Below are 21,894 nucleotides of genomic sequence, written 5' to 3'. Positions count from 1 at the left end.
CGGGCCAGGCACCGCGGGCGCCCGCGCCGTAGGCCCAGCAAGCTTCACGCCGACAAGGCTTACGATCACCGCCGCTGTCGCCGTGAGTGCCGCACCCGCGGCATTACGCCGCGCATCGCACGGCGCGGCATCGAGAGCAGTGCCCGCCTCGGACGACACCGCTGGGTGGTTGAGCGCACCTTCGCCTGGCTCGCCCGGTTCCGGCGCCTGACCGTCCGCTACGAACGCCGCGCCGACCTGCACCTCGCCCTGACAACCCTCGCCTGCGCCGTCATCTGCCTCCGCCAGATCAGGAGGTTTTGTCCTTGGCTTTAAAAGTGAGAGCCGACTAACCAGCCAACCCGGATCGATATCGCAACACTAACGAGCAGCCAAGAACGGCGTCAATAGCAGCGTGGCCGATGGCCGGCGAGTAGCCCAAGGCTGCCGACGCGCCGTAGTCGGCAGCTCCTACAGGTTCTTGATCACGTTGAGGTAGGCCTCGTTCAGTGAGAGCGGTTCCACCAGAGGTGTGTGCTCGAGGAAGACCTCGCGGTAGCGCTCGAAGCGTGGCGGCACGAAGCGAATCCTTGGACAGTACCGAAGCGCCGTGCGAGACGGCACGGCCGAGCGCACCCCGAAGGAGCGCGCCTCGTAGCCGGCAGCGACCACGGCACCGTCGTGTTGGGTAGGGCTTGGGGGACCAATCCTGGCCGGGGGATGGCAGCCAGATCAGGCAGCACCCTGGAACAGCCCGGCGACGAAGGTGGTTTGAGCCCGCATGTCGCGTCCGCCGACATGCCGAACCTGCCCCTTCCTGATCATGGCCATTGCCTCGTAGCCCGCCAGTGTCCGTCGTGCCGTATGGAAACTGCCGAAGCCGAGCTCAGGTCTGACGAGGCGTTTCACGCGCCGGTGGTCCTGTTCCACGATGTTGTTGAGAAACTTGCACTACTGTAGCCGCGAGCGTCGCCACAGCTCGCCGTCCTCCTTCAACTGCTCGATGGCACACGGGTAGGCCGCGTTCTTGTCCACCGCGATGGTGCGTGGGTTCACCGTTTGCGGCTGCCCAAGCGCTTTGCGGACGAAGCGCTTCGCTGCCTCGGCGTCCCTGCTTGGCCGAGAGCAGGAAGTCGGTGGTCTGCCCACAGCCATCAACCGCGCGATGTTGGCGCGGGGGCGCTGATGGTTCCGGACAGTAGGGACGGAGTTGGGTGTAGAGCACCGTACCGAGGCGCTGGTGTGTGATGCCGGTGACCTTCTGGTGGGCGCTGGCAAACAGCAATTCGGGACCGGCAAAGCCGCTGTTACTGCCCTACACTGATGTCCCGCTCCGGCAGCCATCGAGCTGCCTGCACCGCCGACTGGCGTATCCAGTCGCTGAGCTTCCTGTGCCGGAGGCTGCGAACCCGGCAGTTCCGCTCCGAAGCCGCCAGGGCAGTGAGGAAGGACAACGCCCAGGCTCGTCCGGCCCTCGGGACGAGGAACCAGCAGCATCAGGCGGATTCAGCCCGGGCTGAAAGCCTTCACAGAACACCAGTGGCTGGAGCGCACAGGGTGACGGAGGATGCCCTTGGCTCCGCTTTGTCCGTAATACGAAAAGCTCTCGATCTAGTGATCGCGTCGCTGCTAAGGTGGCGTCCGCAGTGAATGCACTCTGCGGCCGCACGAATGGGCACCTGATAGGGTATGCAAGGAGCAGCCACCGGCTTGAGCGTCTTTCGCCCACGCACCTGGAGCCCTCCTGCGGTCGTTCGGGCCCTTACCTTTGCCGGGATGAGCGTTGCTGTGGGCGTGCTCGGGCTGGGCGCTCTCGTACTGCTGGACGCCCGGGCGGACGCTTGGCATCAAGCGGAGCAGGCCTCGTCCAACCTGACGCGCGCCCTCGAGGGCGATATCGCGCGCAACATCCATACCTACGACCTGTCACTTCAAGGCGCCGTTGCCGCCCTAAGCCAACCCGGCCTCGATCAGGCGACGCCCGAGGTCCGGCACATGGCTCTTTTCGACCGCGCCGGCACCGCCGAGTATCTCGGTTCAGTCGCAGTGCTCGATGCGGAAGGTACGGTCGTGGCGAACTCGACGTCGATCGTGCCGGAACGGCTCAACTTCGCCGACCGCGAGTACTTCCGCATCCATCTGGAGCAGCCCGACGCCGGGCTATTCATCAGCCGCCCCTACCGGAGCCGCCTTCGGAAAGGCGAGCCGAGCATCGCCGTCAGCCGACGCCTGCCCGGTGAGGGTGGGCGCTTCGGAGGGGTCGTCGCGGGTGCGCTCAGGCTGGCCTACTTCCAGGACCTGTTCAGCAAGCTCGATCTCGGCTTGCAAGGATCGGTAACGCTGCTGCGAACCGATGGCACGGTGATTGCCCGCCATCCCTTCCGCGACACAGATGTTGGCCGCGACATCAGCAATGCTGACACCTTCCGGCGTGTCGTCGCCGCACCATCGGGCCAGTTCATCGGCACGGCGGCACTCGACGGCGTTGAGCGTCTATTCACCTTCCGGCGGGTCGGCGACCTGCCGCTCATCCTGAGTGTTGGGGTCTCGACCGCCGAGGTTTACGCGGCCTGGTGGAACAAGGTGAGGCATCTTGGCTCCATCCTGCTGGTGCTTTGTGGCGCAACCGTCACTCTGTGCCTCCTTTTCAAGCGTGAGCTGCTGCGCCGGATCGAGGCGGAGCGTGCACTGACCGCGGCGGCCGAGCGCCTGTCCGTTATGGCTGCGACGGACGGGCTGACCGGGCTTGCGAACCGCCGGCAATTCGACACGACGCTGAACCAGGAGTGGCGCCGCGCCTCTCGCAACAGGACGCCGATCTCCCTGCTGCTGCTCGATGCCGATTTTTTCAAAGCCTATAATGACAGATATGGGCATCAGCGGGGGGACGAGGTGCTCCGCGGCGTCGCGGCCTGCATCCGCACAGCCCTGCTCCGCCCCGTCGACATCGGCGCGCGTTATGGCGGAGAGGAGTTCGCGGTCCTGCTCCCCGACACCGATGCGGCAGGCGCCTCGACCATCGCCGAACGAATTCGCTGCGCCGTCACGGACCTTGAGATCCCCCATGCCGCGAGCCCGACTGAATGGGCAACCGTGAGCATCGGCGTTTCCACCGCACATCCACGCCACGGGCAGCAAGCAGGCTTGCTCGTCGAGGAAGCCGATCGCGCGCTCTATGAGGCCAAGCGCAGTGGCCGCAACCGTGTCTGCGTTGCGGGGCACTTTACCGGTGCACGTGTGGAACCCGAGCCTCTGGCACCTGGGCGATAGCCGAAACTCCTGCCATCCACGTTTTGGGAGCCGGGACCTTGAGATACGCGCCTCGTGGCTCCGCCGCAGGCGAACCGCTTCGCTCCCGGGTTCGCCTGTTGCCCCAGGTGAAAGGCATCGCGCCAACTCGCTCCATCAAGTCTGTGGAGTGAAACGTCGGGTAGCGGGTGAACTCAGCACGTCACCGTTCGAGACGCACGCAAAAAAGTTGCTGGATCGGCCTCCGATGAACTCCAGACACAAAGATCCCACGCTGGAATGGTTCGTATCTTGCGACCAGCTCATGGGCTTACAAGGCCCTTGAGCACTCGCCCTGGTTGTGGGATCTACTACGTCACGATACGAAAATGATCATCTTGCCCTTCATTGGCGCGTGATGATTGTCCTGAGTAGCCATGTTCAGATCTAAGCGCGATGCGGCCCGCACTTGAACTGGAGGGATGTGCCGCGAATGAGCCTCTCAGCTCTTGATAGGTCAGGCCGACCGGCCTTGAAGTGGCGTGATCGAGCCGGGAGAAAAGCGGGCTGCTACGGCATCCTGAAGCTCCCGAAAAAGCCGCTAGGCGGTCCGCCACGTGAGCGCCGTCTCGATTTCCAAACCGTCGCTGATCATGCGCCGATCATGATCTGGGTAACCGACCCAGACGGCTCTGCGAGCTTTCTTAACCGTTTGTGGCTCCAGTCAACTGGACAGACGATGGAGGAGGCCTCCGGCCTGGGTTGGACCCGCGCGCTCCATCCAGAGGACCAGGAGGCAGCAGGTCAGGCGTTCCTGGAGGCCAGCGCGCAACGCATTCCCTACCAATACGAGTACCGGTTGCGCAAAGCCGACGGAGGCTGGGCCTGGGTGATCGATGTGGGCCAGCCACGCTTCTCTGACGATGGGCGCTTCGAGGGCTATGTCGGCTCCGTGCTCGACATCAGCCAACGGCGCGCGATGGAAGCCGCCCTGCGGGAGAGCGAGGATCACTACCGCTTATCAGTGGAGCTGAACCCGCAGATCCCCTGGACCGCGACGCCAGAAGGGCTGGTCAGCGAGGTTAGACCGCGTCTGCTCAAGCTGATGGGCATGTCCCTCGAGGATAAGCTGGGTGAGGGCTGGGCTGCGGCGCTGCATCCCGTCGACCTCGAACCAACTCAGGACGTTTGGGCTCGCTGCCTCCTCACGGGTGAGCCTTTGGACGTCGAGTGTCGCCTTCGCCTGGCTGACGGAAGCCATCGCTGGTTCCGTGTCCGTGCCGCAGCCCGACGTGATGCCGAAGGGCGCATCATCCGCTGGTACGGCACGGTGGAGGACATCCAGGATCGCAAGCTTGCGCAAGAGGCGCTGAAGGAGAGCGAAGCCTTTGCGCGCGGTGTTCTTGAGAGCAGTCCCGACTGCATCAGGGTGCTCAACCTGGAAGGCGAGCTCGTCTTCATGAATAACGCGGGTTACGACCTGCTAGAGGTTGAGCGCGGCTCGGATCAGGAGCGCATGAGCCTCGACGCCTTTGTCGCGCCCAATTACGCAGAGCTGCTTCGTGCGCAGCGGCTTGCCGCCTGGGCAGGCCAGCCGCTTCCAGCTTCATCGCGATCGGAAGGGCGGCTCGGTGCAATGGCTGGACGTTGCGGCAGGGATCATCCCGAGCGCTGTGGGCGATCCTGCCTGCGTGATCTCCGTTGTGCGTGACGTCACCGCCGCGAAGCGAGCGGAGGAGGATGCCAAGCAGGCACGCCTGGCTGCCGAAGCCTCTGCGAGCCGCCTCGCGTCTGTGCTCGAGAGCACGACCGACAGCGTGGTCATGCTCGATCTCGAATGGCAGGTGACGTACGCTAATCAGAGGGCCCTTAGCGTTCTAGAGGCACGCGGCCTTCGGTTGGGAGAAAGCCTGTGGAAGGCGTTTCCAGAGGAGGAAAACGGCGTCTTTGCTCAACACTACCGCAGGGCTCTACAGGAGCAGACCCCGGTTTCGTTCGAGGCTTATCTCACATCGCATGGCATATGGCTTGAGGTCCATGCCTACCCTGCGCCGGATGGGCTTTCGATCTTTTTTCGCGACATGACGGAGCAGCGCGCGGTAGAGCGGGAGCGGGTCGCGGCGCAGCAGCAGATCGCGCATTTGGCCCGGCACGACGGCCTGACCGGCCTGCCGAACCGCCTCTTCTTCCGCGAGAGGCTGCAGCGGTCGCTGACGGAACACCCGCAGGACGGGCGCTGCGCGGTGCTCTCCCTGGACCTCGACGGGTTTACCGCGAGCAACGATGCCCTTGGCCATGCCTCGGCCGACAAGCTGCTACGTCAATTCGCGGAACGTCTCCAAAGCAAGCTACGAAGCACTGACATCCTCGCGCACTTCGGAGGCGACGAGTTCGCGATCCTGCAGGGCCCGATCAGGCAGGCTCAGCACGCGACCAGGCTGGCCCGCCGCATCGTCGAGGCTCTGGCACAGCCCTTCGATGTCGACGGGCATCAGGTGTCCATCGCCGCCAGCATCGGCATCGCCGTCGACTCAGGCGAGGGTACCACGACGGATGAGCTGATAAGAGGCGCGGCTGTCGCCCTCTACACGGCCAAGACCGACCGGCGCGGCAGCTACGTTGTCTTCGAGCCCGGCATGCAGAAGGTGCTCCGAGCGCGGCAGGCCATCAAGGCCGCTCTGCAGCAGGCTCTTCCCCGAGGTGAATTGGAGCTGCACTATCAGCCCCTGGTGCGGCTGAGCAGCGGGGAGGTGAGCTGCTTTGAGGCGCTGCTGCGCTGGCAGCATCCCCAGCGGGGCAGCATCTCCCCGGCTGAGTTTATACCGGTGGCCGAGGAAAGCGGGCTGATCCTCTCCATAGGGAAGTGGGCCCTTGAGGAGGCATGCCGCACGGCGGCAAGCTGGCCCGGCCATATCAGCGTCGCGGTGAACCTCTCCCCCGCGCAGTTCAAGGCGGATGGTCTCGTCGAGGCCGTTAAAGCGGCGCTCCGCGCCTCCGGGCTGCAGCCCGGGCGCCTCCAGCTTGAGATCACGGAGTCCCTACCCCTTGAGAAGAACGGCAGGAACCTCGCCATTCTCCAACAGCTCCGGTGTCTGGGAGTCCGTATCGCCATGGATGACTTCGGCACCGGCCACTCGTCTCTCAGCTACCTGCAGAGCTTTCCCTTCGACAAGATCAAGCTCGACCAATGTTTTGTAAGGGGCCTTCCTGGTAGTCCAGAAGCCCAGGCCATAGTGCGGGCAGTCGCGGGTCTGGGCGCGACACTCCGCATGACGACCGTTGCCGAAGGCATCGAGACGGAGGATCAACTCACCGCCTTACGGGCCATGGGTTACGACGAAGTCCAGGGCTACCTTTTTTGCAGGCCGGTTCCGGCAGGGCAGATCGGCGCAGCGATCAGTGCTTGCCGAAGGCAGATCGCCGCGGCCACGTAGGCCGATACTCGTGTCCACTGCAGTGAGGGAAGGTCACTTGGAGGATCGCCCCGGGGGGTCGTGCTTACCGCAACTCGAGCTGCGGGCAGGCTCTCCTATGGGGCTCACGCATTCGAGGATATGGGCTCCGTTCCTCAATGCTCAGGGCCTCAACGGTGTCTATTTGAGCTCGCCGATTTTGAGGATCCGGCCCAGGGACCATCGGGTCCCTGTCCCCGAACACCTCGACCGCGATAGAGGCATCCGGGATGCGGAGTGCAACAAGGCGCGCCCGTACTGCATGTCCGCGAGCGAAACGGAGAGCGCACTGATCGCATGCCAGGGGTGCTGGTTACGATCGTCGCTGAACTCATGGTGTCAAGCATAGGACGGTCGAACTTTGCCACACCTTCCCCGTTCGTCACTTGGATCTTTCCACCGATCGTCAAAATTGGCGACTGTGTAGGATGAGGAAGGAATGAGGCTTGCCGTGACGCCCGGTCCTATGCCCAAGCAGGACCTACCGTCGGCACTGATCCCAGGCCAATCAGGGCTGGCAAAGCGCGCCTCCTAACCAGTGGGTTCATCACGCTGGGACCCTTCCCGCATCGGTGTCAGCTCGCGAGTACCGGCGCACCCGCGCCAAGGCTTTCCTGCTCTCGCAGCAGGAAACCGGTGTCCGGACGGCTTCATGCTTCAGCCGTGCTGCCAGCCCCGCGGAGGAACTTGCCTTCTCGTTGATCGACTTGCCAGGGCTGCATCTCGGCCACGGGAGGATGACCCCACACGCCGCCACGCAGAAGCAGCGCCTCGGCCCCGTCGGCCGGCAGGGGGCGGGAGATCCAGTAACCCTGAGCGTTGTCGCAGCCGAGTGCTTCCAGCTCATGCCACTGTGCCTCCCGCTCGACGCCTTCCGCGACGATGAGGAGGTCGAGGGTGTGGGCGAGCTGAACGATGGCGCTCATGATAGAGGTCTGGCGCGCATCGTCACCGAGGCGATCAATGAAGAGACGGTCGACTTTCAGCTCGTCCACCGGCATTGCCTGGAGGTAGGCTAGGGAGGAGTAGCCGGTACCGAAGTCGTCGATCGCGACGCGCACTCCTGCGGCCTGGACATCCCGCAGCCGGGCGACGGCGGAGCCATCCGCTAGAATACTCTCGGTTACCTCAAGCATCAGGGCCGCGAGTGGCAAGCCGGTCTCCGCCAACGCGCTCAGGACGGTCTCGGTGAACTCTGCCCGCGCCACCTGCTGGGTGGAGACGTTGACGGACACGGTGATCGGGCGCCGATGACGCTCGCGCCACGCCCTGGTCTGCCGCAACGCCTCTCGGAGTACCCAATCGCCGATTGGAATGATGAGGCCCGTCTCCTCGGCGAGCGGTATGAAGCTCACGGGCGAGACCATCCCGCGGACAGGATGCTGCCATCGCAGCAGCGCCTCGAACGCGAGGAACTCGCCCGATGCCACTCGGGCTAACGGCTGATAGTGAAGCTCGAACTCGCCCCGCTCCAACGCCCGGTACAGGTCCTGCTCCAGCTCCAGCCGCTGCATCGCAGCCTCGTGCAGGCCGCTGTCGAAGATAACGGCTTGGTTCCCGCCTCGCCGCTTGGCGGCGTACATTGCCGAGTCGGCGGACCGCATCAGATCCTCCGGCTGGGCCGCGTCGGCCGGTGCGACGCCCACGCTGGTTGTCAGGCGGTAGGGCCGGCCATCGAGCAAGAAAGGGGCGGCGAACGCGGTGACGAGGTGGTTCGCAATGACCTGCGCCCGCACCAGCGTTGTGTCCTCGCAAAGCACCACAAACTCGTCCCCGCCCAGCCGCGCGACGAGGTGCTCGGCCGGTACGGTCTGTACGAGCCGGTTTGCCACCTGCACCAGCAACTCGTCACCCACCGCATGGCCAAGCTTTCACAGCGCGAGCCAACTCCAGCCCGGCGACAAAGGTGCTCGCAAAAGCGGCCCGGCAGCTACGCCCTGCCCTTCCGTCCCGTCCGGCGCGTAGTCCGGCGTGAGCACAAAGAGGAGCTCGGGCCAGTTCTGCCCAAGCCGCACCACGGCCTGCCAGGGCGACCAGTCGGCCGACCAGAAGCCCACCCGCAGCTCCGCCATCTTCTTGCGGCGGCGGTCCAGGGTGGATGGCAACTCATCCACGTGCCGGAGTGGACGGGTCACGCCCCAGTGCCAGGCGAGCCAGGCCCGGCTCTCCCCCTCCTCCGGTCCGCGCTGCAGGATGCTGGCCGGCACCGGCAGCAGCCGGTGCAGATCGAGGGGGCAACTCCGATCGGTGCCGATCCGGGCGAGCGAGCGCTGATGGTTGACGGCCACCGCCTCCCTGAGCCTCCTCGCCAGGAGCTTAGCGCCCGCGAGGCTGATCGCCGGCACACCGACCTCGGGAGCCGCCATCGGCAGGAGGAACTCCTCCATTGCGGCGAGGTCCAGCTCCCAGGGGATCACGCCCGCTGCCGCGGCCCGGAACCGCACCACCTCGTCGCTAGGTCCGCTCACCACCAGCGTGTTGCCCAGCCAGTCGGTGTGCGTGCGCTCCGGCCGCCAGGACGGGTCCTGTAAGTCGAGGCTATCCGCACCGGTCGCGCGCTCCTGGCTTGGCATCCCGCGCCCGCGCACCTAGGACGCGGCCATGCTGACGAAACCGCCCCACTCTTCGCACGAAGCCCCCAAAGCGAAGGAGATCCGCATCAGCCGGGAGGGACCGGGCCGGAACAGCTGGTGCTGGGCGATCGGGCAGGGCTCGACCCTGGTGGCCCGCTCGCCAGCCGGCTTTGCGGGCGCCGAGGCCGCGTACGAGGCCGGCCGCCGCGTCCTCAACCGCTGACCCTCCGGCCGGCCCGGAGCCCGTGCGGCGAGAGCCGCTCACCCTTCGGCACGGTGAGGTTCGCCATCTCGGCCCGGCGTCGGAGGATCCGCCACACCCCCTGCGGCGAAAGCCGGTCCTCAAGCGACCCGCCCGTGCTCACGCGGCGGAACACGGATCCCCACTCGATCCGCGAGCGCCGGAGCCAGGCCTCCACCGCCCGCACCGGGCAGGCGAGCGGGTTCGGCCCGCGCGGGATGCCGATCGCGGCGCCCTCCTCCGTTGCCTTGTGCCCGCCACGCGGGACGAGCAGCGTCATGTCCTCGGGCGCGAAGCGCAGGTGTTCGCGGTCAATCGCCACCAACTCCGAACGCCGCAGCGCCCCCGCAAATCCGACCAGCAGCAGCGCCCGATCCCGCAGCCCCGCCACGTCACTTCCACAGCTCGCCAGCAGGCGCTCAATCTCCACCGAGATCAGGGCTGCGGCCGGACGGGTGGGCCTGCAGTGAGCGCGAGGATGCCGCGTAGGGTGGCGCTGATCGCCGGCTGGCGCGTCTCCCACGGGTGCCCGGCCTGGCGGTGGTGGTGGGCAATGGCGGCCAGCCGCCGGCGCAGCCCGCTCCGACCGAGCGTCGAGGCGAGGCGAGGCGAGGCGAGGCTCACGAGGTGGCCTGAAATCACCCGCGGCGTCGCCGGCAGAGTCACTACCCCGCCCGCCTCGCACCACGCGAGGAAGGCATGCCATGCGCAGCATCGTGCGGCAGTGGCCCCTGCTCCGGCCCCCTCCCTCTTCAGTCCGCTATCAGCCTTTCTGGACAGAACATGGCGCCGGTCCTAGCTCGTCATTCCGGGTGGCTTGCAATCGGCGTCCCGGCCGGGGCCCGCCGTCCGGGTCAGCCGAACCGACCGCACGGGATAGCGGATCAGCCGCTCCGGAGGCAGCACGCGTCGGAAGGCAGCATAGGTGACAGCAGCGGATCGAATGAGCCTCTGAGGAGGCGAACCATCGGCAGGACCACCATGCCCCGCTACTTCTTCCACACCCACGAGAGCGCCTCCTTCCCGGATCGGGAAGGAACGGAACTCCCTGCCCCCAGAGCGCGCGTCACATGGCCATCGAGACGGCAGGCGCGATGCTGCGCGAGAACCCGGACTGCCTGTGGGCGGGCAAGCCCTGGCGGATGGAGGTGACGGACGAGGGAGGCCGCATCCTCTTCACGCTGGACTTCGCCTTGCGGCAGCCGAAGCCGGAAGGCTGACGAGACCTCAACGGCATCCGCATGGCGGTCAGCTGGTCAGCACTTCGTAGCAGCACCCACTGAAGCAGATGAGTAAGCTGCCGGACCGTCTAACTAGGAGGCATGGCCCCATGCCTGATCGAGACGCCTTGCACGTCCGGCTGATGGCAATCAGGGGGCGCCTGCATCGAGATCGGCTCGAAATGGAAGCGCTCGACCGCGAGATCATCGCCTTGGGGGCACTCGTTGGGATCGAGGACGACGAGTCAGCTCCGCCCCCGGATCACCCGAACCACCCGCTCCCAAGGCGGCCTGCAGGCCTCTCTTAGCTTGGTCTTCAAGAGCGTCACCGACCTCGAGGTCGCCATTCACACCTACCTTGTCGAGCACAATGACCATCCCCGGCCATTCGTCTGGACTGCCAAGCCCGGCGACATCCTCGAAAAGGTCCGCCGTGGGAAGCAAGCGCTGGAGTTAGAGCACCAGGACGCGTATCGGCGGCAGCCACATCGCTGCCGCACATGTCGTGATTTTCGTTTTGTAGGAAGCGCTTCTCCTTCGTGGACGGCACAGGGCAGCGGATCCGACGAATCAGGCCAAATAGGCGCTTGTTCGGCCTTCCGGCTGTCGTGTGTCACCGCCCCTCGGTACCAGGTGCGTGACGCACAAGCGGTGCGTCGGTCGGTGATTACACGTGGCCCAGTGAATACAGGTGAGGGGACCAAAGATAATGTCCGGTTCGATGCAGCCCAGCGACCTCGAAGTTTACTTCCTGCAGCTGGTTAACGCGACAAGATCTGCGGCCGACGTCGCGCCGCTAACCTTCAACGGCGAACTGGTGGACGCCGCCGGCGGGCACAGTGACTGGATGGTCGCGCAAGACATTTTCTCCCACACTGGTGCGGGCGGCAGCGCGCCGGGCGACAGGATAGCGAACGCAGGCTACGGGGCGAATGCTTGGGGCGAGAACGTTGCCTACATTGCTGGCCCTGGCGCCGACGTGCTGGACCGGGTGGACGTGGAGACGCTCCACGCCAACCTCATGAACAGCTCCGGGCACCGGGCGAACATCCTCAGCGCGAACTTCGAGGAGGTCGGCATCGGCTTGGCCCAGGGTGATTACAACGGAATGCCTGCGGTCTTCGTGACGCAGGACTTCGGCGCGCCGAACGCTGCCCAGGCCGCAGAGTGGGATCCGATCTCCGGGACTGCAACCTCGGCCGCCACTGCTACGGTCGCAGCGCCGGCCGTGAGGCCCGCCGTCGCGCTAACGGCCGGGAGCGGCGCACACACGCTCATGCTGAAGCTCGCCCAGGACGCCTGGGCGGGGGACGCACAGTACACGGTGAACGTGGACGGCACCGGGGTCGGCAGCGTCTTCACAGCCTCTGCCCTGCGATCCGCCGGTCAGGAGGACACGCTTACCCTCAAGGGGGACTGGGCCGCGGGGCCCCATAAGGTCGAGGTCACTTTCCTCAATGATGCCTGGGGCGGGACGGCAGCGACGGACCGGAATCTCTACTTCAACGCGCTGAGCTATGACGGGGTCGATCAGGCCGTCGGCAACGCCCTCTACAGCAACGGCACGGCCTCGGCAGACTTCGGCAGCTCCGCGGCGCCTGCGTCTCCGATCGGGACGGGCACCGTGACGCTGCACCTCTCCGAGGACGCCTGGCTCGGGCACGCGCAGTACACGGTCAGTCTGGACGGTGTGCAGGTCGGCGAGGTCCGCACAGCGGCGGCGTCCCACGCTGCGAGGGCGCAAGAGGACGTGCTGCTCACCGGCCTCACGTCGGGTCAGCACACCGTTGGCGTGACGTTCCTCAACGACGCCTGGGGCGGCACGGCCACGACGGACCGGAACCTCTACGTGGAAGGGATCTCGGTGGACGGGCACGGCGTCCCGGGCGCAACGGCCTCGCTCCTCCAGGAGGGTACAGCGACATTCAACCTCGACGTCTGGGCATAGCGCGGCCGTCCTGCGGCAACAGCTCACCGATTGGTAAGGTCCGGCCCGGGCTGTCGCGGCCGGCGGCCGCTGCGTAGCGCTGAACCTTGTGCCCGATTATACGCACGGCTCCCGTTGCAGACCCGATTGGGACGAGCTCCTGCGGCTACGGCAGGAGCTCGCTCGGGCAGGCCAGCGTCTGGTGCTGACGGATCTCCGAGATCTGTCAGCGTTCGCGCCAGAGGTGCCCGGATCGGCGAGCGGGGGCAGGGTCAGATAGGCTGTTGGCTGGTTGATTGGCGGCTGGGAGCCTGAGGTGGAGTGCGTGGGCTGCCGTCCGGCGGGGCCTCGGATGAGGAGAGGCCGCTCTTTGCCGGCATGAGCAAGGCCGGGCGGCTCACCGGCCAGTGCCTGTCGGACAAGGCGGTGTGGCGGCTGGTGAAGGGGGCGGCGCAAGAGGAGGGGCTGGAGGGCTGGGAGCGCTTCTCGGGGCACTCGCTGCGCGCGGGGCTCGCCACCGCCGCCGGTGAGGCCGGGACCGACCTCGCCCAGGTCATGCGCCAAACCCGCCACCGCCCGGCGGACGTCGTCCTCGGCTGCCTCCGACCCGCCGAACTCTGGCGCAACAACCCGACGAAGAGCATCTGGGGCGAGGCGGGTCCAAAGCGGGGCTGACCACCGGGCGGGCGGAGCATGAGGCAGCGCATCCAGCGGTCGATCGAAGCTGTAGTCGCTGCCAGCAGTCGCAGCTGCGACTGCTGGCAGCGATAGCCGAGTTGCGTGCCTGGTAGAATGTAAGTTGTCTCGCCCTCAGTGCAGGCTTCCATTGCCGAGATTGCGTGGCCGGGCCAGCTCATCGAAGCTTCCCGTACCGTGGTGGCGCGGTGCCGGCTGCTCCTTGCGGGTACGCGGACGTCGCTTCCGGCGGGCCGCGCATCCTGCGATCTGGATAAGGCCCCGTACTCCGCCCGGTGGGTGCGCAGGGAGGCCGTATGCAGCGCTTCCGCAACCCACACAGAAAACGTATTCTGCGCGTGCCGGGGTTCCCGGTTTACGCGGCTCCCCGGCGGGGAGGAAACCATGGCATCATACCTGGTAGTTGACTGCTGGGCGGTCGCTTTTGGCCTCGCGCTTGGCTCCGCGCAAGCTCAGCAACAGCACCACGACCACAATCACGGTGGAGCGCCGCCGTCGCCGGCCGCGCTTGGCTCGCTCCAAGTCCCGGTCAGTTGCACACCCGAGGCACAGGCCGCCTTCGACGACGCGATGAAGCTGCAGCACTCCTTCTGCTACCAGGCCGCTGACCAGGCACACCGCCGAGTGCTGGAGTGTGACCCGGTCTGCGTCATGGGCGACTGGGGCCGGGCGCTGGCGCTGCTGCGCAACCCCTTCAGCCCGCCGCCACCCAACGCCCTGCCGCAGGGTCGAGCGCTGCTGGAGCAGGCGCAGCGGATCAGTGCAAAGACCGAGCGGGAGGCGGGCTTTATCGGGGCGCTCACATTCCTGTTTGCCGGTGACGACATGCCGGGCCATCGCGCTCGGATGGTGCAGTATGCCCAGGCGATGGAGGCGCTGAGCGGGCGCTTCCACGACGATGCTGAAGTGGCCGTCACTCATGCGCTGTCTCTAGACCAGATGTCCGTCTGAGGCGGGGTGGCCCGCCTTGGACGGACATCTGGTCTAGGACGCGTCGCTACGACGCAGCCAAGCGGACCAAGGGGCGCAAGCGCCACGTGGCTGTGGACACGGACGAAAAGCGCCTAGACGTGTCCGACGCTATGATCATCTCGGCCTGGGCGCACTCCTGCTGCGCCGCGTTGCTCATCCTAACCTGTAGCAATTCTCAAATGGGGTCTTAGCGGATGTGGAGCCAGCACTGGCGACCGTGCAGTATCGGGCGGCCTTGTGGGCGCGGGTGCAGGAGCTGGCGTGAGTGCACTCACCGGCGGCAGCGTCGGAACTGGTGCCCTGATTGGTGGCGCAGCAGGCGCTGCGGGCGGTGCGCTGACCAGCGGTCGAGATGTGAACTTAGGCCGTCCTGCTTGGCGTTAGCAGTGACTTCAGGGCTATGGGGTTGTGTAGACGTGTTCTTCGGGACTGCGCCGCCTGGATCAGTATGAGGGCATGGGAGGCCGTGGTTGGATCTACGGTCACGCGAGCCGAACACACTCTTGGCGTCCAAGCTCAAGCATGCAACTCAGCACACTGACAGCGACGGCATCTCGGTCGCCTGGCATTCGTCTGCTTGCGAGCGCGGACCGTCACCGACGCGCTTCCAGCGCGATACACCGGCCTCGATCAGGGCACGTCAGCTTCAACCAGACGATCTCTGCCAGCTCATATGGCCGCGCCCGGTAATAGTCCGCAGGTGGCGGTCACGCGTGCTTGCGGCGGTCTCGACCGACGCACTTGTGACGGCGCTTGATTGGGGCGATCGGGGCGGCACGGTGGTCTGCGTCTTGGGACAACGTGCCGTAACCTCGGCATCGACGTCGACGCGGTCGTAAGCTCCATCAGCGGTGAAGGACGCGGCAGGTCCGTCCACTCTCTCGAGCAGGGGGCCGATCTGCCCGCCATCATCGGGATCGTGGCCCGTCAGCACCGACGCGACGATCCGCCCCGTGTCGGCGCCGGTGGCAAGCTGCAATTTGCGCCACGACCGGCGCCGTCGTGTCCCGTGCTCCTCCGTCAGCCACTCGCCGGGCCTCGCAGAGCTTCAATCCCGGGCTGTCCACCAGCAGGCGCACAGGCGTTTGCCCGCCGCGTGGCCGCGGCACCTCGAGCGTCTCAGCACGGCGGTTCGAGGTCGTATGGTCGGGCTGGGCGAGATCGAGTCAAGCAACTGCGGAATTGAGGCGGTCAGTCCCTGTGTCTTGCGCAGCATCAGATGGAACACGGCACGCAGGGTGAGCGCCGTGGCGATAGACAGGTCCGAATAGGACAATTGCCCACCGCTAGTAGTCCGAGGTGCCGCCCGCCATCCCTCGACGGCCTCCTGGGTGAACCACACCGTCAGGCTGCCAGGAGCGCGCAGGCCCGCTTCATACTCGGCCCAATTCACCATCCGATGCCGCTATCTCGGGATCCGGTGGCGCCGATCCCTATTCGCTTTGAAGCGCAGGCGCGGTGTCTCTGTCGCTGATCGGGACGCCCTGTCCTAATTCTACCCTACCTTGGGCCCAAGCCCGATCCATGCACCACGGTCACCCGCAGAGGTGCGGTACCGGAAGCCCCGGACCGTACGGTCTCGCCTTTCGGCCACCTCGGCCGAACAGCGGTCCACGCAGACCATCTCAGCCGCCCCTCACCCGCCCACGAACTTATCCACGCAGGAGCGGCGGGACGGCCGGGAGGGGCCTGAGCATTGGCTCTTCTGCGCGCATCAGGTGAAACGCGGTGCGCTTCCTCCGTGGAAACCAATCCGGCCGCGCGCCTTTCTAGGGCGTGAGGCCCGCACCGCAAGCCACCCGGACCTGGAGAACTACTTGAACCGCCGCGCCATCCTGAAAGGCCTTGCCATGGCAGGGCTGCTTCCCAGTGCCACGCCGGCGACCATCCGGGTCGCCAACGCCGCCGACGTGCCGGCGCGCCCTTTCGACGACACCACCGTGCGCGAGATGGCGCGCGAGCTTGCCTCGAAGCCCTTCACCGCGCCGGATGAGCGCCTGCCCGGTCCTCTCTCCGACCTCGGGTACGACCAGTACCGCACGATCCGCTACGACGCGCAGCGCGCGCTGTGGCGCGACCGGAACCTTCCCTTCCAGATGCAACCCTTCCACCGCGGCTTCCTGTTCAAGCAGAAGGTTGACCTGTTCGAGGTTGCGGAGGGCCAGGCGAGCCCCATCGCCTACGACCCCGCTGCCTTCACCCTCTCCGAGGTCGGCGGGAAACCGACGGGCGATCTCGGCTTCGCGGGCTTCCGCCTGACCCACCCGATGAACCGCGCTGACCATTTCGACGAGGTGGCGGCCTTTGTCGGCGCCTCCTATTTCCGGGCTGTGGGCAAGGGGCACATCTACGGGCTCTCCGCCCGCGGGCTGGCGATCGCCACCGCCGAGCCCTCGGGTGAGGAGTTTCCGGTATTTCGCGCCTTCTGGCTGCAGCGGCCACAGGAGGGAGGCACTTCGGCGGTCGTGCACGCGCTGCTGGATAGCCGGAGCACGACGGGCGCCTTCCGCTTCACCATACGCCCGGGGGAGGAGACGGTGTTTGACGTGGAATGCCGTCTGTACCCGCGCGCCGAGATGGGCACCGTGGGCATCGCCCCCCTGACCAGCATGTTCCTTCTTTCCCCGCTGGACCGCCTCGGCATCGACGACTACCGCACCGCCGTGCACGACTCTGACGGCCTGATGCTCTCCACCGGCCGGGGCGAGGCGATCTGGCGGCCGCTGGCCAACCCGCGCGAGTTGCAGGTCAGCGTCTTTGCCGATGCCAATCCGCGCGCCTTCGGCTTGATGCAGCGCCGCCGTGCTTTCAATGACTACAACGACCTCGAGGCGCGCTACGAGCGGCGCCCAGGTGCCTGGGTGGAACCGATTGGGGACTGGGGCGAGGGCGCGGTGCACTTGGTGGAGATCCCGACCAGGGAGGAGATCCATGACAACATCGCCGCCTTCTGGCGCCCCAAGGCCCCGCTGCGGCCCGGGCAGGAGTACAGCTACGTCTATCGCCTTCACTGGGCCTCGGCGGCGGCCTTCGCGGCGGGCGGCCGCCCGGCGCCCGCGCAGTTCCAGGAGGCCCGGCAGGGCGGCAAGCCGCAGCCGCAAGGTACGCGGCTCTTTGTGCTCGAGGCAGCAGGCGGGCGCCTTGCGGCCCTGGCCGGGGGCGCACAGCCGGCCGCCGAGGTATCGGCGAGCGCCGGGAAGATCGAGAACGTGGTGGTGCAGCGGAACCCGGAGACGGGAGGCTGGCGCCTTTCCTTCGAGCTCGTGCCGGGCAACGAGAAGCTGGTCGAGCTTTGGGCCCGGCTAAAGGATGACGAGGGACCGCTGAGCGAGACATGGCTCTTCCGCTGGACACCTTGACCCCCCGGGAGGCCGGCGCGCCGCCGCTGGCCGCCATGCCCCCCGATGCTCCACTTGCCATGCCCGTGCAGGATTTCCGCGAGGCGCCTAGGTCCGTGCTCGCGCCCGGCACCGGGCCGCGCGGCATGGGCTGGCGACGCCTCGCGGTATTCGGCGCCGCGCTGCTGCTGACGGCCTTTGGCGCGCGGGAGATGGCGCTGGTCTTCGGCGTCGATTCCGTGCTCACGCCCGGCGCGCTCGTGCTCGCGCTCTTCGTGCCGCTGTTCGGCTGGATCGCACTGTCCTTTGTCAGCAGCCTTTGCGGCGTGCTCAGCGTCGTCTCAGGTGGGGGATGGGCGCTGGGGATCGACCCCGCGGCGCCGTTGCCCGCGCCGGCCTCGCGCACGGCGCTGCTGATGCCCGTCTACAACGAGGACCCTCGCCGCGTGCTGGCAGGGCTGGAGGCGATGCTCGAGGCGCTGCGCGGCGCCGGCCGCGCGGATGGCTTCGACCTGTTCATCCTGAGCGACACCACCGATCCCGACGCCTGGGCGCGGGAGGAGGAAGCCTTTCTCGCGCTCCGCGCCCGTACGGGCGGCGGGGAACGGATCTTCTATCGCCGCCGCGCGAAGAACACCGACCGCAAGGCCGGCAACATCGCGGACTGGGTGCGCCGCCACGGCGGGGCCTACCCCCAGTTCCTGATCCTGGACGCGGACAGCGTGATGTCCGCCGAAGCCCTGGTGCGCCTTGCCGCCGCCATGGAGGCACATCCGCGCGTGGGTCTGATTCAGAGCCTGCCGGTAATCGTGAACGGCCGCTCGCTCTTTGCCCGCATGCAGCAGTTCGCGGGCCGCCTCTACGGGCCAGTGATCGCGCACGGCATCGCCTTCTGGCACGGGGCGGAGGGCAACTACTGGGGCCACAACGCCATGATCCGCACGGAGGCCTTCGCGAGCGCGGCGGGGTTGCCCCACCTGCCCGGCCGCAAGCCTTTCGGCGGCACGGTAATGAGCCACGACTTCGTGGAGGCTGCGCTGATGCGGCGTCGTGGTTGGGGCATCCATTTCGTCCCAGCCCTGCCAGGCAGCTACGAGGAAAGCCCGCCGGCCCTGTCCGACCTCGCGATCCGCGACCGGCGCTGGTGCCAGGGCAACCTGCAGCACCTCGCCGTGCTGCCGGCACGGGGGCTGCACCCGATCTCGCGCTCGCACCTCCTGGTCGGGATCGGGTCCTATATCACGGCGCCGCTGTGGCTGCTGTTCCTGATCTCGGGCGTCCTCCTGGCCCTTCAGGCGCGCTTCGTCCTGCCGGAATACTTCTCCACCGGGCCCACGCTGTTCCCCAACTGGCCGGTGGTCGACCCCGTGCGCGCGAAATGGGTGTTCATCGCCACCATGGGCCTGCTGCTGGTGCCCAAGCTGCTCGCCTGGGGCGCCATGCTGGCCGACCGCGCGTGGCGTCGCGGGCATGGCGGGGTGCTGCGCTCGCTGGCCAGCGTGCTGATCGAAACCGTGCTCGCCGGGTTGCTTGCACCTGTGACCATGCTCACTCAGTCCACCGACGTCGTCTCAATCCTGCTGGGACGGGATTCCGGCTGGTCCGCTCAGGTGCGGGACGATGGCGTCCTGCCGATCGGGCAGGTGGCGCGCCTCTATTGGCGGCACACCGCCTTTGGCTTGGCCTTCGGCGTCGCGGCCTTCCTTGTCTCCCCTTTTCTCGCGGCCTGGATGTCTCCGGTCGTTCTGGGGTTGGCGCTGGCCATCCCGCTCGCGGCCTGGACCGCGCGCCGGGCGGTCGGGCAGGCGCTGCGCCGGGCCGGGTTGCTGCTGATCCCGGAGGAGCGCGACCCACCGCCAATCCTTGCGCGCACCGTGGCCCTTCGCCAGGACTGGGAGGCACTGGCACCTGAGGGCGAGGCAGTGGCTCGCCTGCGTTCCAATCCCGCGCTTTTGGCCGCGCACCGCGCGATGCTGGCGCCAGCCGCCCAGGCGCGGCCCGGAGCGCTCGAAGCCTCGCTGGTGCTGGGCCGCGCGCGTGTGGCGGCGGCCACGTCGCTGGTGGAGGCGCTGGATGCCCTTACCCGTCCCGAGAAGGCGGCGCTCCTCGCTGACAGCGAGGGGCTCGACGCCCTGCTGGCCCTGCCCGCCCAATAAGCGAGGTGCCGCTGATCCTGACACTGCGCTTCGACGATGAGGCCTTCGGGTGAATGGACGGTTATGCCGCTCGCATTTCTCGCCCGAGCGGAACCAGTTCTCCGCCCACCCTACCCTGTTCCACGCCATGCCGGACATGCAATGAAGGAGGTTCTCGCGGGGCTCGTCGCCGACTGCGCCGCCAATGGAGCTTCGCTTCACCAGCCTCCGTTTCCTCGGGCACGGCGTAGTGCTGGATGACCGGAACTGTTCGCGCTCGTCCACGGTGAGTTCCCCAACTCCACCCGGCGCCTGAGGATTCGCCACACGCCCTGCGAGCTGAGGCGCTCCTCCAGTGCCCCGCCTGCGCTCAGCGCCGGCACCGGTCCGCACTCCATGCGGCTCCGCTTGAGCTGGACTGCACCACCTGCACCGGTCAGGAGAGCGGGTTCAGCCCGCGGGAGATACCCACCGTCACCCGTCTCCCTCCTGGTCGCCATTGGCGCGCGGGATGAGCACCGTCCTGCCCTCGCTTGTAAACCGCCGGTACTCCCGATTGCTCCCGACCAGCGCAGAGCACTGCAGCGCCCCCGTGAAGCCCACCAGAAGGAGAGACTTGTCGCGCAGTCTTGCCATGTCACCCCCGCATCTCGCCAGCAGGCGCTTAACCTCGGCCGAAGTCAGCGCCTCGGCTGGGCGCGGAGGCTTGCCGTGGCTCGCGAGGGTGGCGCGGATCGCCGGGCGGTGTTTACGGAGTCGTCGATTCGTCCAGTAGATCATTGCAGGCAGACGATCGTGTTGACCCACATTATATCTCTAGCGCTCGTGGAAAGGACGGCTCCGGCAGGTCGGTCAGCCCCGCCGTTCGCAGCCTGTCCAACAATGCGCGTAAGTCGTTCTCGTCGGCTCGGATGCGTCGCTGAAGGGCCACTGCCCTGCGGTCGATACGATCAAGGCGCGCCTTAATTTGGTCAGTCGCCGCGTGGAGGCTGAGCACACCGCTGAACACGTCGATACTAACGCCCCATCCCCACCAATTTCTTCTTGGTGGGTTGCATCCATGAGCCTCCCCGATGGCCGCTGCTATCGCCGCTCGCTCCTGCTCTAGGCGCTTGGCTTCCTGTCGGAGCCATTCAGCATTGCCAGTGTCACTGGGCATGGCGTCCCCTTAGACGTGCGCTGGAGAATGGCGCCGTATGGGGAGGGTAGCGAGGGGTGAACGTGCTGCAGACATCCGCTCTCATCTCCCCAGGCTCGTCCGGGGGCGCCCTCCTGGACGCACACGGGAACCCGATTGGGATTATCGCCTTCATCCGGGGCGGTCAGTCGCTCGGCTTTGCCATTGCGGCCGATGGCTACTGGTCTATGCGTTAAGGGGCAGACCGGAGGCGAACACCCAGCCATTCCCCCTCAACGCTGATCAGGAGTGATGGGAGCGATCTCTGCAGCCCCTACGAACTGCTCGCTCGCTGCCGTGCTGTTGGTGCTGTCGTGCCTTCCTGGAAGACGGTGGCAGCCTCCGCCATGGTGGCGCTGATTTCGCGCAGCAGGGCAGAGCCTTTGGCGGTGGGCTGCACGAGCACGGAGCGGCGGTCTTTGGGATCGGTCTTGCGACGAGCGAAGTCGAACTCGCCGAGGCGGTCCAGCGCGCGGGTGATCGCGGGCTTGGAGACATCCAGCCCCGAGGCCAGGCCGCGCACGGTATGTGGCCCTTCACCGAGGTAGACGGTCAAGAAGACGCCGAGCTGCCGTGCGGTGAGGTCGGGTCCGTCGCGACGGACGAGTGAGACAATGGTCTCTCGCAGGATCTCAATGAACTGGTCCGGCGTGCGTTGCACGGGCATCGACCTCCTAGGTCAGGGAGCGCACAGGAAAGCCGGGCGCGTGAGCGCCCGGCCTTTGTCGTGTCATGAGCAAGCGGCCCAGCGCCACCTGCCGAGCCCTGGTTCAGGCAACCGGCTTCTTGTTCTTGCGCTGGCGGATGAAGCCCATCCCGAGCAGGCCCATTCCGAAGAGCGCCAGGCTCGCCGGCTCCGGCACCGGGGCGGGCGTCGCCACGACAGGGGAGAAGGCGAAGATGAGGTCGTTGTAGTCGTAGTCGCCGTCCCGCATGTCCTCGAAGCCGACATAGGT

At 66.8% G+C, this 21,894-nt stretch carries 20 protein-coding genes and 4 pseudogenes; 12 read left to right on the top strand and 12 right to left on the bottom strand.

Translation table 11 applies throughout. The features are described 5' to 3' along the window. Positions 1–315 (top strand): transposase (locus tag BO39_RS25990; protein WP_043839248.1); only part of this gene is annotated, 315 nt, incomplete at its 5' end. A 135-nt stretch (positions 316–450) separates the two neighbouring features. On the opposite strand, the gene BO39_RS25985 is transcribed toward BO39_RS25990, so the two are convergent. The 3 genes and pseudogenes from BO39_RS25985 to BO39_RS35420 all read right to left on the bottom strand — a co-directional run. After that, complete coding sequence (locus tag BO39_RS25985; protein ID WP_084698531.1) at positions 451–687, bottom strand: Y-family DNA polymerase; 237 nt, start codon at positions 685–687, stop codon at positions 451–453. Between the two features lie 24 nt (positions 688–711). Beyond that, a pseudogene (locus BO39_RS34650) lies at positions 712–1,035 on the bottom strand (DDE-type integrase/transposase/recombinase). 14 nt (positions 1,036–1,049) lie between these two features. Beyond that, positions 1,050–1,147, bottom strand: a pseudogene (locus tag BO39_RS35420) (DDE-type integrase/transposase/recombinase); the annotation flags it as partial. A 542-nt stretch (positions 1,148–1,689) separates the two neighbouring features. On the opposite strand from BO39_RS35420, the gene BO39_RS25980 reads away from it, so the two are divergent. From BO39_RS25980 to BO39_RS25970, 3 genes are all read left to right on the top strand, one after another. Continuing rightward, positions 1,690–3,249, top strand: a complete 1,560-nt coding sequence (locus BO39_RS25980) for a GGDEF domain-containing protein (RefSeq protein WP_169742844.1) — start codon at positions 1,690–1,692, stop codon at positions 3,247–3,249. A 451-nt stretch (positions 3,250–3,700) separates the two neighbouring features. After that, on the top strand, positions 3,701–4,918 hold the full coding sequence (locus BO39_RS25975; RefSeq protein WP_084698527.1) for a PAS domain-containing protein: 1,218 nt from the start codon (positions 3,701–3,703) through the stop codon (positions 4,916–4,918). Then, a complete protein-coding gene (locus BO39_RS25970; RefSeq protein ID WP_169742843.1) occupies positions 4,839–6,641 on the top strand; it encodes a putative bifunctional diguanylate cyclase/phosphodiesterase in 1,803 nt (600 codons plus the stop codon). Before BO39_RS25975 ends, BO39_RS25970 begins: the two co-directional genes overlap by 80 nt. Before the next feature lie 668 nt (positions 6,642–7,309). Here the strand turns inward: BO39_RS25970 and BO39_RS25965 are convergent. Continuing rightward, positions 7,310–8,515, bottom strand: coding sequence for a putative bifunctional diguanylate cyclase/phosphodiesterase (locus BO39_RS25965; protein ID WP_052402736.1), 1,206 nt, complete (start codon positions 8,513–8,515; stop codon positions 7,310–7,312). A 15-nt stretch (positions 8,516–8,530) separates the two neighbouring features. After that, complete coding sequence (locus BO39_RS25960) at positions 8,531–9,232, bottom strand: hypothetical protein (protein WP_156963936.1); 702 nt, start codon at positions 9,230–9,232, stop codon at positions 8,531–8,533. A gap of 28 nt (positions 9,233–9,260) precedes the next feature. Between BO39_RS25960 and BO39_RS33090 the strand changes: the two genes are divergently transcribed. After that, positions 9,261–9,455 carry a hypothetical protein gene (locus BO39_RS33090; RefSeq protein ID WP_156963935.1) on the top strand — a complete coding sequence of 65 codons (195 nt, stop codon included), beginning with the start codon at positions 9,261–9,263 and terminating at the stop codon, positions 9,453–9,455. Here BO39_RS33090 and BO39_RS33785 read toward each other — a convergent pair. Both BO39_RS33785 and BO39_RS33780 read right to left on the bottom strand, forming a co-directional pair. Then, entirely contained in the window at positions 9,445–9,903 is a 459-nt protein-coding gene (locus BO39_RS33785) for a tyrosine-type recombinase/integrase (RefSeq protein ID WP_169742842.1), read from the bottom strand. The two genes, BO39_RS33090 and BO39_RS33785, sit on opposite strands and share 11 nt — an antisense overlap. 5 nt (positions 9,904–9,908) lie before the next feature. Then, complete coding sequence (locus tag BO39_RS33780; protein WP_169742841.1) at positions 9,909–10,139, bottom strand: hypothetical protein; 231 nt, start codon at positions 10,137–10,139, stop codon at positions 9,909–9,911. Between the two features lie 398 nt (positions 10,140–10,537). On the opposite strand from BO39_RS33780, the pseudogene BO39_RS33085 reads away from it, so the two are divergent. The 5 genes and pseudogenes from BO39_RS33085 to BO39_RS25930 all read left to right on the top strand — a co-directional run. Continuing rightward, positions 10,538–10,693, top strand: a pseudogene (locus BO39_RS33085) (DUF6894 family protein); the annotation flags it as partial. 312 nt (positions 10,694–11,005) lie between these two features. Next, positions 11,006–11,143 (top strand): annotated as a pseudogene (locus BO39_RS34645) (IS630 family transposase); the annotation flags it as partial. 259 nt (positions 11,144–11,402) lie between these two features. Continuing rightward, on the top strand, positions 11,403–12,641 hold the full coding sequence (locus BO39_RS30475; RefSeq protein ID WP_084698525.1) for a carbohydrate-binding domain-containing protein: 1,239 nt from the start codon (positions 11,403–11,405) through the stop codon (positions 12,639–12,641). A gap of 300 nt (positions 12,642–12,941) precedes the next feature. Next, complete coding sequence (locus BO39_RS25935) at positions 12,942–13,295, top strand: tyrosine-type recombinase/integrase (RefSeq protein ID WP_156963933.1); 354 nt, start codon at positions 12,942–12,944, stop codon at positions 13,293–13,295. Between the two features lie 405 nt (positions 13,296–13,700). Continuing rightward, positions 13,701–14,267, top strand: a complete 567-nt coding sequence (locus tag BO39_RS25930; RefSeq protein WP_043839225.1) for a hypothetical protein — start codon at positions 13,701–13,703, stop codon at positions 14,265–14,267. Positions 14,268–14,934: 667 nt separating this feature from the next. On the opposite strand, the gene BO39_RS35415 is transcribed toward BO39_RS25930, so the two are convergent. Continuing rightward, positions 14,935–15,312 carry a transposase gene (locus tag BO39_RS35415; RefSeq protein WP_420493650.1) on the bottom strand — a complete coding sequence of 126 codons (378 nt, stop codon included), beginning with the start codon at positions 15,310–15,312 and terminating at the stop codon, positions 14,935–14,937. Positions 15,313–15,336: 24 nt separating this feature from the next. Further along, positions 15,337–15,684 (bottom strand): transposase, encoded by a 348-nt coding sequence (locus BO39_RS35410; RefSeq protein WP_211257568.1) that lies wholly within the window; start codon positions 15,682–15,684, stop codon positions 15,337–15,339. Between the two features lie 421 nt (positions 15,685–16,105). Between BO39_RS35410 and BO39_RS25925 the strand changes: the two genes are divergently transcribed. Both BO39_RS25925 and mdoH read left to right on the top strand, forming a co-directional pair. Continuing rightward, positions 16,106–17,647: an OpgD/OpgG family glucan biosynthesis protein gene (locus BO39_RS25925; protein ID WP_245615419.1), complete on the top strand. Its 1,542-nt coding sequence runs from the start codon at positions 16,106–16,108 to the stop codon at positions 17,645–17,647. Then, positions 17,623–19,782, top strand: a complete 2,160-nt coding sequence (mdoH, locus tag BO39_RS25920; protein ID WP_043839223.1) for a glucans biosynthesis glucosyltransferase MdoH — start codon at positions 17,623–17,625, stop codon at positions 19,780–19,782. Before BO39_RS25925 ends, mdoH begins: the two co-directional genes overlap by 25 nt. Positions 19,783–20,235: 453 nt before the next feature. Here mdoH and BO39_RS33080 read toward each other — a convergent pair whose 3' ends face one another. The 3 genes from BO39_RS33080 to BO39_RS25910 form a co-directional block, all read right to left on the bottom strand. Next, positions 20,236–20,397, bottom strand: coding sequence for a site-specific integrase (locus BO39_RS33080; protein ID WP_156963932.1), 162 nt, complete (start codon positions 20,395–20,397; stop codon positions 20,236–20,238). An 815-nt stretch (positions 20,398–21,212) separates the two neighbouring features. Then, a complete protein-coding gene (locus tag BO39_RS25915) occupies positions 21,213–21,605 on the bottom strand; it encodes a MarR family transcriptional regulator (RefSeq protein ID WP_043839220.1) in 393 nt (130 codons plus the stop codon). Positions 21,606–21,708: 103 nt separating this feature from the next. Then, on the bottom strand, positions 21,709–21,894 hold a 186-nt coding region (locus BO39_RS25910; RefSeq protein ID WP_043839217.1), incomplete at its 5' end, for a PEP-CTERM sorting domain-containing protein.

The sequence above is a fragment of the Roseomonas aerilata DSM 19363 genome, from assembly GCF_000711725.1.
Lineage (GTDB): Bacteria > Pseudomonadota > Alphaproteobacteria > Acetobacterales > Acetobacteraceae > Roseomonas > Roseomonas aerilata.
The sequence above is the reverse complement of the archived record's forward strand: the minus strand, read 5'-3'. Positions and strand labels throughout refer to the sequence as shown.

Coding starts and splice junctions, on each gene's coding strand:
- BO39_RS30475 (WP_084698525.1), top strand. CDS start 11,403: ATGTCCGGTTCGATGCAGCCCAGCGACCTCGAAGTTTACTTCCTGCAG.
- BO39_RS35410 (WP_211257568.1), bottom strand. CDS start 15,684: ATGGTGAATTGGGCCGAGTATGAAGCGGGCCTGCGCGCTCCTGGCAGC.
- BO39_RS25930 (WP_043839225.1), top strand. CDS start 13,701: ATGGCATCATACCTGGTAGTTGACTGCTGGGCGGTCGCTTTTGGCCTC.
- BO39_RS33090 (WP_156963935.1), top strand. CDS start 9,261: ATGCTGACGAAACCGCCCCACTCTTCGCACGAAGCCCCCAAAGCGAAG.
- mdoH (WP_043839223.1), top strand. CDS start 17,623: ATGGCTCTTCCGCTGGACACCTTGACCCCCCGGGAGGCCGGCGCGCCG.
- BO39_RS33080 (WP_156963932.1), bottom strand. CDS start 20,397: ATGGCAAGACTGCGCGACAAGTCTCTCCTTCTGGTGGGCTTCACGGGG.
- BO39_RS25915 (WP_043839220.1), bottom strand. CDS start 21,605: ATGCCCGTGCAACGCACGCCGGACCAGTTCATTGAGATCCTGCGAGAG.
- BO39_RS25975 (WP_084698527.1), top strand. CDS start 3,701: ATGAGCCTCTCAGCTCTTGATAGGTCAGGCCGACCGGCCTTGAAGTGG.
- BO39_RS25960 (WP_156963936.1), bottom strand. CDS start 9,232: ATGCCAAGCCAGGAGCGCGCGACCGGTGCGGATAGCCTCGACTTACAG.